The sequence below is a fragment of the Butyricicoccus sp. AF18-9LB genome, assembly GCF_027684505.1.
GTDB lineage: Bacteria > Bacillota > Clostridia > Oscillospirales > Butyricicoccaceae > Agathobaculum > Agathobaculum butyriciproducens.
Map to the genome: position 1 here is coordinate 1 of NZ_JAQCWA010000042.1, position 14,047 is coordinate 14,047.

Annotated in this window: 15 protein-coding genes, 1 tRNA gene and 1 pseudogene; 5 read left to right on the plus strand and 12 right to left on the minus strand. The window is 53.8% G+C overall.

Translation table 11 applies throughout. The annotated features are described in order from the left end of the window. Positions 1-88 precede the first annotated feature (88 nt). The 8 genes from nagA to PGY33_RS13820 form a co-directional block, all read right to left on the minus strand. Positions 89-1,201, minus strand: a complete 1,113-nt coding sequence (nagA, locus tag PGY33_RS13785) for an N-acetylglucosamine-6-phosphate deacetylase (protein ID WP_118648346.1) — start codon at positions 1,199-1,201, stop codon at positions 89-91. Positions 1,202-1,216: 15 nt separating this feature from the next. Then, positions 1,217-1,954, minus strand: a complete 738-nt coding sequence (nagB, locus tag PGY33_RS13790) for a glucosamine-6-phosphate deaminase (RefSeq protein WP_270479098.1) — start codon at positions 1,952-1,954, stop codon at positions 1,217-1,219. 118 nt (positions 1,955-2,072) lie between these two features. Further along, on the minus strand, positions 2,073-3,551 hold the full coding sequence (locus PGY33_RS13795) for a PTS transporter subunit EIIC (RefSeq protein ID WP_270418492.1): 1,479 nt from the start codon (positions 3,549-3,551) through the stop codon (positions 2,073-2,075). 123 nt (positions 3,552-3,674) lie between these two features. After that, positions 3,675-3,932 carry an HPr family phosphocarrier protein gene (locus tag PGY33_RS13800; RefSeq protein ID WP_270418491.1) on the minus strand — a complete coding sequence of 86 codons (258 nt, stop codon included), beginning with the start codon at positions 3,930-3,932 and terminating at the stop codon, positions 3,675-3,677. A gap of 21 nt (positions 3,933-3,953) precedes the next feature. Beyond that, positions 3,954-4,448 (minus strand): PTS sugar transporter subunit IIA, encoded by a 495-nt coding sequence (locus tag PGY33_RS13805; protein ID WP_270479101.1) that lies wholly within the window; start codon positions 4,446-4,448, stop codon positions 3,954-3,956. A 370-nt stretch (positions 4,449-4,818) separates the two neighbouring features. Beyond that, the gene (gene licT, locus PGY33_RS13810; RefSeq protein WP_270479102.1) at positions 4,819-5,664 is read right to left on the minus strand and encodes a BglG family transcription antiterminator LicT; all 846 of its coding nucleotides are present in this window, start codon (positions 5,662-5,664) and stop codon (positions 4,819-4,821) included. After that, complete coding sequence (locus tag PGY33_RS13815) at positions 5,661-6,431, minus strand: copper homeostasis protein CutC (RefSeq protein WP_270479105.1); 771 nt, start codon at positions 6,429-6,431, stop codon at positions 5,661-5,663. Before PGY33_RS13815 ends, licT begins: the two co-directional genes overlap by 4 nt. A gap of 133 nt (positions 6,432-6,564) precedes the next feature. Then, complete coding sequence (locus PGY33_RS13820; RefSeq protein WP_158575183.1) at positions 6,565-6,729, minus strand: hypothetical protein; 165 nt, start codon at positions 6,727-6,729, stop codon at positions 6,565-6,567. Positions 6,730-6,974: 245 nt separating this feature from the next. Between PGY33_RS13820 and rfbD the strand changes: the two genes are divergently transcribed. Both rfbD and PGY33_RS13830 read left to right on the plus strand, forming a co-directional pair. Beyond that, positions 6,975-7,838 carry a dTDP-4-dehydrorhamnose reductase gene (gene rfbD, locus PGY33_RS13825; RefSeq protein WP_118480617.1) on the plus strand — a complete coding sequence of 288 codons (864 nt, stop codon included), beginning with the start codon at positions 6,975-6,977 and terminating at the stop codon, positions 7,836-7,838. After that, positions 7,835-9,109, plus strand: a complete 1,275-nt coding sequence (locus tag PGY33_RS13830) for a dicarboxylate/amino acid:cation symporter (protein ID WP_118480615.1) — start codon at positions 7,835-7,837, stop codon at positions 9,107-9,109. The genes rfbD and PGY33_RS13830 overlap by 4 nt, the downstream gene beginning before the upstream one ends. 51 nt (positions 9,110-9,160) lie before the next feature. Here PGY33_RS13830 and PGY33_RS13835 read toward each other — a convergent pair. Then, a tRNA-Leu gene (locus tag PGY33_RS13835) sits at positions 9,161-9,247 on the minus strand. A gap of 376 nt (positions 9,248-9,623) precedes the next feature. Here PGY33_RS13835 and PGY33_RS13840 point away from each other — a divergent pair. Continuing rightward, entirely contained in the window at positions 9,624-10,997 is a 1,374-nt protein-coding gene (locus PGY33_RS13840) for an S-layer homology domain-containing protein (RefSeq protein ID WP_118480613.1), read from the plus strand. Between the two features lie 45 nt (positions 10,998-11,042). Here the strand turns inward: PGY33_RS13840 and PGY33_RS13845 are convergent, their stop codons facing one another. Both PGY33_RS13845 and PGY33_RS13850 read right to left on the minus strand, forming a co-directional pair. Further along, complete coding sequence (locus tag PGY33_RS13845; protein WP_118480611.1) at positions 11,043-11,636, minus strand: stalk domain-containing protein; 594 nt, start codon at positions 11,634-11,636, stop codon at positions 11,043-11,045. Then, positions 11,624-11,881 (minus strand): hypothetical protein, encoded by a 258-nt coding sequence (locus PGY33_RS13850; RefSeq protein ID WP_118480609.1) that lies wholly within the window; start codon positions 11,879-11,881, stop codon positions 11,624-11,626. Before PGY33_RS13850 ends, PGY33_RS13845 begins: the two co-directional genes overlap by 13 nt. A 356-nt stretch (positions 11,882-12,237) precedes the next feature. Between PGY33_RS13850 and PGY33_RS13855 the strand changes: the two genes are divergently transcribed. Both PGY33_RS13855 and PGY33_RS13860 read left to right on the plus strand, forming a co-directional pair. After that, positions 12,238-12,447 (plus strand): S-layer homology domain-containing protein, encoded by a 210-nt coding sequence (locus tag PGY33_RS13855; protein WP_147358591.1) that lies wholly within the window; start codon positions 12,238-12,240, stop codon positions 12,445-12,447. A 29-nt stretch (positions 12,448-12,476) separates the two neighbouring features. Beyond that, a pseudogene (locus tag PGY33_RS13860) lies at positions 12,477-13,633 on the plus strand (IS256 family transposase); the annotation flags it as partial. Between the two features lie 169 nt (positions 13,634-13,802). On the opposite strand, the gene PGY33_RS13865 reads toward PGY33_RS13860, so the two are convergent. Continuing rightward, positions 13,803-14,047 (minus strand): hypothetical protein (locus PGY33_RS13865; RefSeq protein ID WP_270479112.1); only part of this gene is annotated, 245 nt, incomplete at its 5' end.

A 14,047-nucleotide genomic window follows, 5' to 3' on the forward strand; every position in this document is an offset into this window, starting at 1 on the left:
GATAGTATACCATACTGTCTAACAAATGGGGTGCAGTTCACTTCCGATGCCGGTTTCTTTTCATTTCATTTCTTTATCAAATCGCTGTTCAGCCCAGCATTCTGCCGCGCAGCAGAATCGTGTGAATGTTCAGCTCCTCATCCAGCAGGAGCACATTCGCCAGCTTGCCCGGCTCGAGCGAGCCGTAATCGTGCTCAACGCCGATAGCGCGCGCCGGATTGGTGGACGCGGAACGAATCGCCTGACCGAGCGGAACACCCATTTTAACAGCCGAGCGCACGCAGTCCATCAGGTTGGTTGCGGAACCCGCAATCGTGCCGTCGTGCAAGGTGGCAAGGTTGCCGCGCACGGTAACCGCCTGTCCGCCGAGCGAATACTCGCCGTCATCCAGTCCGGTCGCCATCATGCTGTCCGAGATCAGGATAACACGGTTCTCAAACAGCCGGAAGGTCGCGCGAACGACCGACGGATGCACATGCACGCCGTCCGCGATGAGTTCAACCGCCACGTTATCGTTGTCAAAGGCCGCACCAATCACACCCGGTGCCCGATGCGAAAACGGCGGCATGGCGTTGTACAGGTGGGTCACCTGCCGGGCACCGTGCTTGAAGGCTTCGCAGGCGGTGTCATAATCCGCTGTCGTGTGCGCAATCGAGATACGCACCTCGCCTGCCAGCTCGTCGATCGTCTCCATCGAACCGGGCAGCTCGGGTGCCAGATCGCACAGCTTGAACAGACCGCCGGCTTTTTCCTGCACCCGGCGGAACATGGCCGCGTCCGGCGCATGCAGATAAGCGCCGTTCTGCGCACCCTTTTTCGCCTCGGAAATGAACGGGCCTTCCATGTTGATGCCCACAAGCGCCGCGTCATTACTCTCCACCTGATAGGTTGCGGCGGCTTCGGCAATCTGTGTCAGCTTGTCCTCCGGATAGGTCATAGTCGCCGGACAGATGGCGGCCACGCCGATCTGTGCCTGATACTTTGCCAGTGTGGAGATAGCTTCATGCGTGCCGTCACAGAAATCGCGGCCCATGCAGCCGTGAAAATGCAGATCGACCAGTCCGGGCACGGCGTACAGACCGCCCATATCCACCGCATCCGCGCTCACCTCTGCGGATGCAATCCGGTCGCCCGAGATGGACAGTCCGCCGGTTTTGAACGTGCCGTCCGGCTGATATACCCTCAAATTGCTAAATTCCATAACTTCTCTTCCTTTTTAGAGCAAATCGCCGCACTTAGACAGTGCCGCCTCGTCCGCTACAATGGAAACATCTGTGTGCAGCTGCAGGATGGATGCCGGAACCTGAGGCGTTACCGGGCCGAAGAACGCTTCACGGACGGTCTCTGCCTTGTTTTCACCGGAAACCACCAGCACGATGCGCCGTGCCAGCATGATGGTCTGCACGCCCATGGTGTACGCCTGCCGCGGCACGTCATCCGCCGACACGAAAAAGCGTTTGTTTGCCTCGATGGTGGACTCGGTCAGGTTCACGCAATGCGTGCCCTTGGAGAAATACTCGTCCGGCTCATTGAAGCCGATGTGTCCGTTCAGACCCATGCCGAGCAGCTGCAGGTCAATGCCGCCCGCTGCCTTGATGGCCGCATCGTAGCGCTTGCACTCCCGCTCGGCGTCAAGCTGCGCGCCGTCCGGCAGATTGATGCGCTCTGCCGGCACATTCACCGCGTCGAAGAAGTTTTTGTGCATGAAATAGTGATAGCTCTGGTCGTGATCGGGCGTCAGGCCGCGGTATTCGTCCAGATTGAAGGTCGTGCAGCCGCCGAAATCCACATCACCCTTGTTATACCATTTAATCAGCTGCTCGTAAATGCCGATCGGCGACGAACCGGTCGCCAGACCGAGTACGGAATCCGGTTTGAGAATAACCTGTGCCGAGATGATGTTGGCTGCCTTGCGGCTCATGTCGTTATAATCCTTAGCGCGAATGATTTTCATGGAATACCTCTTTCTTCTGTCTCCGGAAATAGAAAGGGCAGGCAATGTGCCCGCCCTTTCCATTGCGCGGAGCGCAATTTCGTGATATGCAAACAAGATAGGTTTGGTTGCGTAGATTTTACAGCATCTTTGCCATTTCGTCGGCTACGAACTGGACCTTGGTGCCAATGATAACCTGAACTGCGGTCTGCGACGGACGCATTACGCCAGCCACGCCTGCAGCCTTGATCTTTTTCTCGTCGACGAGCGTGCCGTCCTTGACTTCCAGACGCAGACGGGTAATGCAGTTATCCAGAGATTCTACATTTTCCTTGCCGCCCAGACCTTCGAGGACTGCAGCTGCAATTGCGGTGAAGTCGTTATTTGCCAGCTTGGCATTCTTGTCAACCTCTGCGAAGTCGGCTTCTTCATCCTCACGGCCCGGGGTCTTGAGGTTGAACTTGGTAATCGCAAAGTAGAATACCAGATAGAATACAACGAATGCTGCGATACCCAGCGGGATGATCATCAGCGTGTTGTTCGCTGCCGGCAGGAAGGACGAGAATACGAGGTCGGTCGCGCCTGCGGAGAAGCAGAAGCCTGCGCGGAAGCCAACATAGTAGGTGATGATGGTGAAAATGCCGTACAGAGCTGCATAAACAACATACAGCGGGAAGCACAGGAACATGAAGCCGAACTCAAACGGCTCGGTAACGCCGCAGATGAATGCACAGATGGCAGCGGACAGGACCAGACCGATAGCAGCCTTCTTGTTCTTCGCAGCCTTGATCATAGCAAGAGCCGCACCGGCAATACCGAACATCATGCAGGGGAAGAAGCCGGACATATACATACCGAGGCTCCAGCCTACGTTTGCGGAGGTGTCGCCGGCCCAGTAGTGGGACAGGTCGCCCAGGCCGATGGTGTCAAACCAGAATACATTGTTCAGCGCGTGGTGCAGGCCGGTCGGGATGAGCAGACGGTTAAGGAATGCATAGATGCCGGCGCCGATACCGTCCATGCCGATGATGCCTTCGCCAACAGCTACCAGAGCGCTGAAGATGACAGGCCATACGAACAGCAGGACAACGGATACCGCGATGGAAACCAGACCGGTTACGATGGCAACGCAGCGCTTGCCGCTGAAGAATGCCAGCCAGTCCGGGAGCTTCGCGTTTTTGAAGCGGTTATAGCAGCTTGCGCCGATGATACCGGCGATGATAGCGATAAATACGTTCTGGATCTTGTCAAATGCCAGCGTTTTTACCGGATCATCCGCGATTGCGGGCATCAGCGTGGTAACAACGCCGGTGCTCAGCAGGTTGGTCATCATCAGCCAGGATACCAGACCGGCCAGTGCCGAGGTACCCTCGCGGTCGTCGGATAGTCCGACTGCAACACCGATGACAAACAGCCATGCCATATTGTCAATCAGCGCGCCGCCTGCCTTTATCAACAGGAAGCCAATGTTATACAGTGCACCGCTCGTGGCCGCACCCGGCACGCCCATAACGCCCGGAGCGATCGCGTAGCCGAGACCCATCAGGATACCGCAGATCGGCAGCGCAGCTACCGGCAGCATCAAGGCCTTGCCCAGCTTTTGCAGTTTTTTCATCATAAGAGTTTCCCCTCCTTATTTTGTGGACCGCCGAAGCGGCCGATTGTGTTGACGGATAGGAGAGCCGAACTCCGTTTCCGTCCCCCTATTTCACCGCCGTTCACACCCGGCGGAATGAAATCCTTACAAATTACCCTCGAGGAACGCCTGCATTGCGGCTGCAGCGGCCTCCTCGTCCTCACCCTCGATGGTAAGCTTTACGGTATCGCCGCCCTTAACGCCGAGTCCCATCACGCCCATGATGCGCTTGGCATCGACTTCCTTTTTCGGGCTGGCGATCATGATTTTCGAGGCAAACTTGCCTGCCTCCTTGACCAGCAGTCCGGCCGGCCGAGCGTGGATGCCCAGTGCATCCGTAATCGTATATTCAATGGTCTTCATCTCAGAATTACTTCCTTTCCGTTACTTGGTTTCCAGGTGCAGCAGTGCGTCGCCTGCAGAAACCGTTTCTCCTGCCACGGATTTTACGTCCTTGAACGTATCCGGATTGCAGATTAAAACCGGCGTTACGATCTTGTAGCCTTCGGCCTTGATGGCCTCTGGGTCAAATTCGATCAGCGTGTCGCCCTTCCTGACCTGATCACCGGCCTTGCAGCAGGCCTTGTAATGCCTGCCCTCCAGCTGTACGGTGTCGATGCCAACGTGGATGAGCAGCTCTGCACCGCCCGCCGTGGTCAGCGATACCGCGTGACCGGTCTCAAACATCACATCCACCGTGCCGTCCGCCGGAGCAACGATGCGTCCTTCGGTCGGCTCGATTGCAATGCCCGGACCGAGAATGCCCTGTGCGAACGTGGGATCGGGTACGTCCTCCAGTGCTACCACCTTGCCGGCAACCGGCGCCGTTATCTCGATGCCGTTGTCGCCGCCAAACAGATTTTTCAGTTTACCAAACATTTTGCTCACAACCTTTTTGATTCGGCAATACCGCATGATTGAACACGAGTGATTTGCGACTAAATTGTGCGGTGTTGCCTTAAGTATGCCTGTTTTGTCCGAAAACATACAGAAAATAAAAAGAACCAAACTTCTGCACAGATACAACTTGCTCTTTGATAGCAACTTCTGCGAGAAATCTGGTTTTGCCCGCCGAAGCGGTAACAATCCATTTCAAACGGATACTGTTCACTTGTTAATTGCAGTATAACAAACTTTTCTCCCCTTGGCAAGAACAACCTGTCGAATTAGTTGCCAAATTTTCTCGTTGTTTTTCTGCATTTTGCACAAAAAGCAAGTCCGCACTGCTTGTACAGCACGGACTCCGTGATTATTTTTTATCATCAATGTGCTCCATCACACGGGCGATGTGGATGGTGAGATACAGCAGCTCATTCTGTCCGGAGTGGAAATTTTTCTCCCTCTGGACGTACGCGCGAATCTTGTCCGCACAGGCATACGCCTTCGGATACTTGAACCGCACCACATCGAGCAGATCGCCGTCCTCGTCGCCGTAGCCTTCTCCGCTGACGATACGCCGCGCGTAGAACTTGAGGTGCGTGACGAACCGGTAGTAATTGAGCGATTCACTGTCCGGACAAAAACCGTATTCGTCACAGACGATACGAAAAACCGTCTGCAGCAGATAGGTCATGTCGTAAATATCGCGGATTTCACCGCCGAGCTGTGCATTGACAAAGTGCAGCGCGATAAACGCTGCCTCATCATCCGTAAACTCCACGCCGGTCTCCTCCTTGACGATTTCATTCGCCTTGAGTCCCACGCGGAATTCGTCCTTGTACAGCTGCCGGATGTCCCACAGCAGCGGATTGGGCAGCACAATGCCCTCCTTATAGCGGTTGACGGCCGCCGAGATATGATCGGGCAGCGTAACGTAAATGCTGTCCGACAGCTCCTTGCCGAGCGCAATCTTCGCATGGTTGATAATGCGTTCGCTCATCAGGAAATGCGGCAGCGGAATGCTTGTTATCAGCTGCTGGAACCGGTCGGAAAGCTGATCCGAGTGCAGCGTGAACCGCTTTTCCACCTTGTCCGGCGGTGCTTCGTCACCTTCGCGGCGGCCGAAGCCCAGACCGCGCCCCATCAGCACGGTCTCCGCACCGTTTTCATCCAGCGCGACCACAACATTGTTGTTGAGTACCTTTTCTATTTTCACGTCCGCGCCTCCTGACCCGCACCGCAGCACGCATCAAACGCTTCACGCGCCGCACGGACTGCATTTTCGTCGCACTGCCACAAACTGAATTCGCTCAGTCCGGGCAGCCCCATCGGCACATTTTCGCGCCGAAACTGCATTCTGCTGTTTTCCACCCGCTTTGCGGAAAGATGAAAGGCATTCGCGCCTGTTTTCGGCTGCAATGCGCGGATTACCGCAGCATTTACGCCTGCACCGACCAGAATCTGCACATCCTCTCCTGCTTTTGCAACCAGCGCGCGCAGCAAATCCGCGCCTGCGGTGCAGTCCGCCTGCTGCCCCGAGGTCAGAATGGTATCCACACCCAGCCGCTTTGCGGTTTCCAACGCCGCAAACGGGTCGCGGCAGACATCGAACGCACGGTGCAGCGTCACACCGCAGCCGCCTGCAAGCGCGATCAGCTTTTCCATGCGCGCCTCGTCAAGATCACCCTCGGGTGTGAGCACGCCGATGACAATGCCGTCCGCGCCGAGCGCGGCAAAACGCTTCACCTGACGACAGAGCAGCTCAAATTCGCTTTCCGTATACAAAAAATCGCCGCAGCGCGGACGCAGCAGCACACGAACCGGTACGGAAACCCGTTCCCGCACCATGCAGAACAGATCCTCATCCGGTGAAGTACCGCCGATCATTAAATTTGCGCATAACTCCAGCCGCATAGCACCGCCGCGCTCCGCGCTTACCGCAGACTCGACCGAGTGGGCACAAACCTCCAGAACCGGTTTCATTTCCTGCTCCTCCTTCGAGACAAAATAACGCTTGGCAAATTATGTGATTCAATCCACACTGTTATCCGTTAATTATATCACCGAAAACCGCATAGGTCAATGCAGGTTTTTACAGCATTCTGCACAATAAAAATCAGATGTTTTCATATAAAATAAACCATCTCCCCGCTTCGTATGCAGAGAGGTGATCTACAGCATTTTCCGCATAATGGCGGCTGATCTCGACCATGCCGCGGATACCGTCGATCGGTGTACGGACATCATAGCGCTGACAGATATTGGCCGTCCATATTCCCAAAAAATTCTCCGCGCTTTTGGCTGTTTCTTTTCTTCGGCTGAGCTGTCTTGTCAGTTTGTATAAAAATACAAAGAAGTTTTGCACAAATCGGATAGTTTGCAGGAATGCAAGCATACTTATGCAAAGAGACCGCATATTTTGTTGTTTTTTTAACGATTTTGTGCTATACTGAATATACAGCCCATAAAATGGGTAATGCGCGCCGGAGCAGTTCCGCTGCACCGGGCCGACAGGAGAGGTGTTTTATGAACAGTATTACGACCCGCGTTTGGATCGCGGGAGCAAGCGGCAGACTGGGTTCCGCGCTTAGTCATCGTTTCGGCGGCAACACAGCATATAAGCTGGTAACCAGCGACCGCGATGTACCGGTTGAGGATGTATCCGTTGTCGGCCGTTTTGCCGATATCAACCATCCGGATGTCATCATTAACTGTGCCGGCCTGACCGACGTGCAGGCCTGCGAGGAGAACCCCGAAGAAGCGTATAAGATCAACGCCATCGGCGCCCGCAATCTGGCGACCGCTGCAAGACGCATCGACGCAAAATTCATTCAGATCTCGACCGACGACGTATTCGGCGGCGACGAAGCCAAGGCTTTCTGTGAGTTTGACGATCCCCATCCGACCACGATGTACGGCAAGAGCAAGTACGCCGGTGAAAAGCTCGTGCGCGAACTGACCGACAAGCATGTTATCGTGCGTTCGTCGTGGCTGTACGGCGTCGGCTCGTACGACTTTGTTGACCGCGTGCTCGATACGGCGGCAAAGGAAGGCGCGGTCCATCTGCCGGAGGACGAGATTTCCTCCCCGACCTCGGCGAAAGCGCTCGCCGGCTTTATCGACTGCCTGATGCACAGCCGCGAGTACGGCCTGTTTCACGCATCGTGCGACGGCTCGTGCTCCCGTGCAGAGTACGCCCGCGAAATTCTGCGTCTCGCCGGCAAGGAAAATGTGCCAGTCACCTCGGCCTCCGAGAACACTGCGCTGCGTCCGCGCTTTACGCTGTTGGATAACATGATGCTGCGTATCACTGGTTTGTATCAAATGCCGGACTGGCATGACGCGCTGAGCGAATACATGGCTCACCGGAAGACGGGAGTAAATAAATGAATGAAGTAAAAGAGAAAAAGAAACTCGGTCTGACTACAAAGATCTTCATCTCGCTGATCGCCGGTGCGATTGTCGGCATTGCACTCAATATGTTTGCAGCTGATGTGGATTTTGTGCAGAACGTGCTGGTAAACGGCGTATTTTATGTTGTTGGTCAGGGCTTTATCCGCCTGATGCAGATGCTGGTCGTACCGCTGGTATTCTGCTCGCTGATCTGTGGCGCTACTGCCATCGGCGACAGTAAAACGCTCGGCAAGGTCGGCGTAAAAATCATCGGCTTCTACATTTTCACCACGATGATGGCAGTTGCCGTTGCACTCGGCATCGGTCTGCTGATCAAGCCGGGCATGGGCTTGGATATGTCGCAGATCCAGACCGCCGAAGTCACCGCTTCTTCGGATTCGGTCAGCTTTGCGGAAACCCTGCTGAACATTATCCCGAAAAACCCGATCGGCGCACTGGCCAACGGCGAAATGCTGCAGGTTATCGTGTTTGCGCTCATCATCGGCGTTATCCTCGCCAAGCTGCAGGATAAGACCCAGCTGGTAACGAACTTCTTCCAGCAGGGCAACGATATTATGATGGAAATGACCATGATGGTCATGGGTCTGGCTCCCATTGGTGTATTCTGCCTGATCTCTAAGACCTTTGCCGGTCTCGGTTTCTCCGCCATGGTGCCAATGTTCAAGTACATGGGCGCGGTGCTGCTGGCGCTGTTCATCCAGTGCTGCGGCGTATACCAGATTCTGCTGGCGCTGCTTACGAGACTCAATCCGCTGCGTTTCCTCAAGAAATTCGCTCCGGTTATGGGCTTTGCGTTCTCGACCGCAACCTCTAACGCCACTATCCCGATGAATATCGACACGCTGGAGGAAAAAATCGGCGTCAACCGCCGTATTTCGTCCTTCACCATCCCGCTCGGCGCGACCATCAACATGGATGGTACGTCCATCATGCAGGGCGTTGCCGTTGTATTCGTTGCACAGGCGTTCGGCATCCAGCTGACCCCTGCGGATTATCTGACCGTTATTGCGACCGCAACGCTCGCCTCCATCGGTACCGCAGGCGTGCCGTCGGTTGGTCTGGTTACGTTGGCGATGGTATTCGATTCGGTCGGTCTGCCGGTTGCCGGAATCGGTCTGATCATGGGTATCGACCGTATCCTCGATATGGCGCGTACTGCCGTTAATATCACCGGCGACGCTGTCTGCACCACGATCGTGGCGCATCAGGACGGCGCACTGGATAAGTCTGTATTTAACAAGAATTAAATCAAACTGACAGGAAAAACCCCGTATTTCGTAAGAAATACGGGGTTTTTCTGGTGCCGCCAGCCGGAATCGAACCGGCACGGTATCGCTACCGGGGGATTTTAAGTCCCCTGCGTCTACCAGTTCCGCCATGGCGGCGTGTAAATATTATACCAGAATGGATTCAGTCTGTCAAACCATGTGCGCCGCCGGTTTGAGGTTTTTTCAATCCCGCCTCTGCTGCTTTCCTATTGCGGTTTTTCAGAAAAAGCGATACAATAAATATAATAGTTCTCCTGTGCAGAAATGAGCATACGATACGCTTTTCATGCCGTTCCGGCTATGCATTTGACGTACCAATTCGATGTCAGAGAAAAAATTTTTGAAACATGCGGAACAAACCATACGGAACAAACGTCTAAGCTAATATATGGCAATTCCCCCACCGCAGCAGCAGCCGTGCTGTCGATGGCATTTGTTATTGTCATATACAGGATAGAGAGTATAAGCATTAACAGTGAAAAGGAGGAAAAATATGAAACGGTTTCAGAAGGCGTTACTCGGTGTTGTGGTAAGCGGTGCATTGCTGTTCTCGGCACAGGCGGCGGAACTGTCCAGTTCGGCACAGGATACGCTGCAATCGGCTATGACTAAGGTACAGCAGGAGATCAAGGATTACGGTCAGTTGAAAACACTCGGCTTTACCGGTGAAAACTGTGAGATTATCCTCTCGAACCTCAACGCGAAACAGTATTTGGTTAACCTAACAGCTGACAGCACACACAAGTATGGTATTCTGGACAAAACGACCGGAAAGCTGGTCGTTCCGGTGGAGTACGATTATTATATTCCGCTTGGCGGCACGGAAACACTGGTTAGCCAGTACGATGCGGATCATCACCCCAGCTACTGGTTCGCCGATGAAACCGGCAAGCTGACGCCGATGAAGCTGCCGTCCGGTTATGAGCTTGCAACGTATGAGCCGAACAGCAATGTGTTCATACTCTACAAAAATGTGAAAAAGCCAGTATATGATTCGCATTCTGCCGATGGTCCGGCTACACTGATTGAAGATGTCACCTTCTTTGCTCTGGCCGACAAAGACATGAACATCATTCTCGACGACATCGACATGGTACCGGACTGGTACGCTGATTTCTTCATCGCCAAGACTGGAAGCACTAAGTGGGAACGTGTTGGCAAGGCAGGCGCGGACGGCAACGGCACCTGCGGTCTGTTCGACCCGAAAACCGGAAAATTTGTCGGCAAGCATGATTTTAACCAGATTTTCTGGTACGATCAGCACTTTATCGGCACACGCAGCAGAGGCACAAAATCTTATCTGCTGGATGGCAAGGGCGGCGAAACCCTGCTGCCCGCAAACGTCAAGGAGTACAGCAGCTGGGCCAAGACCGAAGTCGCTGCCGCAGAAGAGCACGGTCTCACCGAGTCGTTCTCCTATCCCAAGCTGGACATTACCCGCGAAAACTTCACCATGCTGGCGATGAACCTGTACAACAAGATTTATCCCAACAAGGAGATTCCGGCTCTGGAAACCAAGTTCACCGATTGCAGGGACGACCCGAACGTGAACAATGCCGCCGTACTCGGCATTGTCACCGGCTACGAGGACGGCACCTTCCGTCCGTACAAGACCATCTCCCGCCAGGAGGCGGCCACCATGCTCGACCGCCTGTACGCAGCACTCGGCGGCCAGACCGAGTTGATTGTCGACCCTGCCTACGCCGATGATGCACAGCTTGGGGACTGGGCACGCGGCAGCGTTTACGCCATGCGCCAGACCGGCATCATGCAGGGCAAGGAAAATAATCGGTTCTGCCCAACCGACGGCTACACCGCAGAGCAGTCCATTGTGACCATCGAGCGCATGTATCAAATCATCAAATAACCAGCCATACCAAAAAGGACTTCGTTTTTACGAAGTCCTTTTTGCTTACTCATAACGTCCCATGGAAATCTCGGTGACGACACCGTTTTCGATGGTGACATGCAGCAAGTCAATCATCATTTCGTCCCGTGCGTCAAGTGAGCCGTACAGATCGAGGAACCGTGCTTCGCTGTCTCCGACACGCAGTCCGCGCACGGTTTTGTGCCGCCAGAACAGCCACCGACGGGTCAGTGGAATTTCATCCGGTGCCTCGGTGATAATAACGCGATTACGGCTCTTATCCCACCGTATCTGCGGAATATGACTGTCCCACAGGTACGAAAACGGTGTGTACAGTACACCATTTCGTTCCACGCCGGAGACAGCGGTCTCAGCACCGTGCAGTGTGTAGGTTTTGCCGTCTGTCGTACCGCCAAGGCGCTCTACAACCTCGTAAAGTGGGATATATGGCTCGTTTTTGTACAGAATAACCGGATTCTCCAGCGTGATCGGTTCACCGTTCTGCAGGGCTTCCCTGCTGCCGATTTCTATGCTGAGCGACGTGTTCGTCCGCTCCAGATAGCCGATTCGCCAGGCCGCCAGTCCAATCGCAAGCACAAGCGCCAGCAGCGGCAGCCAGTATTTTTTCACAATACGCATGATTTTCCTCCCTGATTACGTCTCTGTGTCATGCGCAGCATGGTGACGAGCGCCTGCTCGATGGTGCAGCCATCCTTCGGGCAGAATTTGCTGCCGCTCTTGCCCTGCAGGATGCCGCCCTGCTGCATCGCGTAAACCGAATCCTTCGCCCAAAGGCCGATACTGCCGTTGTCGGCATAGATTTTCGCAGAATTTCCGCTCGAAACCGTACCGCACAGCACGTTGTACAGTCGGTGCAGAATCACTGCTGCCTCCTAATGCGAAAGCTCGCGCGTCAGCCGAAACGTGCCATTCTCGCAGCCGGTGACGATACCGAGCAATGCGGTATCTGCATCGGCATACAGCCGCACAGCACGAGCACGGGCAGCATAACCATTCGTTTTTTCATGCTCCCTATCCCCTTGCCAAATGAATTTATATACAATATATAGTATATAACCCTTCTGTCCCTGTCAACTGTGACACGAAAATAAGTTTTTGAGAGAACTTTGTCACACTTCCCCCGTCTAACGGTTATAGTAAGTGAAGAACTTCACAGGCAGGAGGTATTTTTTATGAAAAACGGCGTTATTTGTGTGCAGCCGCGCTGATCGCAAGCAGCATGGCGGCGGGAGTCGGTGCTGCAAGCGATAAACCAAACGCCGATGATACCCAGCTTGGCGATTGGGCACGCAGCAGTGTGTATGCGATGCGCGAGATCGGCATTATGCCGGGCAAGGAGAATAACCGGTTCCGTCCTAAGGATGGGTATACGCAGGAGCAGGCTGTTGTAACGGTGGAACGGGCGGACTTCATCCCAAACTTTGTGTAAACCTCCAACAAGGTGTAGAATAGAAGCAGGATGACATTCAGGAACTGTTCAAGGACACTATCGCGGAGTTCATGGAAAACGGTCTGGAGGCCGAGCTGGACGATCAGCTGGGCTACAACCGGTATGACTACAAGAACAAGGAACGGATAACAGCCGGAACGGGCACAGCAGCAAAACCCTGCGCACCAGTTTTGGCGATGTAGAGGTATCTGTGCCGCGGGATCGCAAGAGCGAATTCGACCCCAAGGTGCTGCGGAAAATCAGACCAGCATCAGCCAGGACATCGAGGAGAAGATTCTGTCGATGTATGCAAGGGCATGACGACCAGCGATATCGAAGCACATATTCAGGATATTTACGGCGTAGATGTCTCTGATACCACAGTAAGCCGTATCACAGATAAAACCTTCCAAACCTTCCCGTAGCGAAAGAGTGGCAGCAGAGGCCGCTGGAGTCCATTTATGCGGTTGTTTTTCTGGATGCGATTCACTACCATGTCCGCAGTGAAGGACAGATTGTAAAGAAGGCCGTCTATATCGCCATCGGTATTGATCTTGATGGTCGGAAGGATGTTCTGGGAATGTGGGTTGGCGAGAACGAAAGTGCGAAATTCTGGGCTACCGTACGGAACAGCCTGAAAAATCAGGGCGTCGAGGATATTTTCATTGCCTGTACGGATAATTTGACCGGTTTTTCTGCGGCGATCGAGGCGGTCTATCCCAAGACGGAAATCCAGAACTGCATCATCCATCAGCTTCGAAATTCCAGCAAATATGTCTCCTACAAGGATTTGAAGGCACTTATGACTGACTTGAAAGCAGTCTACGCAGCGGTAGATGAACCGGCTGCTTTGGCTGCGTTAGACACGTTCGCAGAACACTGGGACAAGAAATATCCTAAGATTTCTCAGTCGTGGAGGGATAACTGGGCAAATCTCAGTACCTATTTTAAGTTTCCTCAGGCACTTCGGCGGCTGATCTATACAACCAACACTATCGAAGGATTCAACCGTCAGCTCAAGAAGGTAACCAAGTCGAAATCCGTGTTTCCGACCGATGACAGCCTTTTCAAAATGCTGTATCTGGCGATGATCGACATCACGAAAAAGTGGACCGGCCGCAAACAGGACTGGAGCATGATTCATGCCCAGCTGGCAATCTATTTTGAGGATCGGATGCCGGATTAACAATCCGGCTCGAAGGGCAAGGGGCGCTGCGCCGCCGCCGAGGCTCCAATGGACGAGGGTGCCCCTTGACTTCCGCCCATGTCGGCGTTATGTTGTAGACAAGGCGGGCGCAGCCAACGCCGTTCCCGCCTTGAAATATTAAGCTCTATTTTACACCGCATTTGGGCGGTTACACAGAATTCGGGATAGTCCCAATGGGCGGTTTCAGGCTGTGAAGCAATATTAAAATTTTTTCTGTTGATTTTTCGGTACATATTCCGCCGCAGATATCCAGTTTGTGGATGTTTGCAGCGGTTTTGTTTTTGCGAAATTGTTGCATGCACCGTCTATTTTCCGGCATTTTCAGGTGTTTAAAGTCTTTTTGCGATTTTCCCGCGAATCTCAAAAAGGTTCTTGCACTGGTACTGGCGTTTG